This window comes from Neisseria sp. P0021.S006 (assembly GCF_051956895.1).
Genome location: NZ_JBQCWZ010000892.1, coordinates 1 through 595, shown reverse-complemented (window position 1 = coordinate 595; position 595 = coordinate 1). Strand labels below are relative to the sequence as shown.

Genomic DNA, 595 nt, shown 5'->3' with positions numbered 1-595 from the left:
CGCCTTCGCCGCGCACGGCTTCGGAAATCAGGAAGGTGCGGCCGTTTTCAGACGGCCTTGCCAAGCCTGTGGGGTGGAATTGGATAAATTCGAGGTTTTCGACTGCGCAACCTGCGCGTATCGCCATGGCGATGGCGTCGCCCGTGCATTCGGGCGGCGTGGTGGTGGCGGCGTAAATCTGCCCGAGGCCGCCGCCTGCGAGTACGGTATGGCTGGCACGGATGCGGTAGGTTTCTTGCGTTCGGCAGTCGAGGACGTTCAGTCCGCACGCCACACCTGATTCGGTTTGAACGTCCAACGCCATCTGCCGCTCGCAAACGCGGATGTTCGGGCGGCGGCGTATTTGGGCAATCAAGCTCTGCATGACGGCTTCGCCCGTGTAGTCGGCGACGTGGGCGATTCGGCGGCAGGTATGCCCGCCTTCGCGCGTCAGGTGCAGGCCGTTATTATTTTGGTCGAACGCCACACCCTGCGCCAGCAGCCATTCGATTGCCGGTTTGCCCTGCGATAAGATGGTGCGGACGGCGGCTTCGTCGCACAAACCCGCGCCCGCTTCCAAAGTATCGGCAACGTGTTTTTCGATATCGTCCTCTCC

At 62.2% G+C, this 595-nt stretch carries 1 protein-coding gene; it reads right to left on the bottom strand.

Features of this window, described 5'->3' with window-relative positions:
* On the bottom strand, nucleotides 1-595 hold a 595-nt coding region (locus ACTHUM_RS17745; RefSeq protein ID WP_440403655.1), incomplete at both ends, for an FAD-binding protein.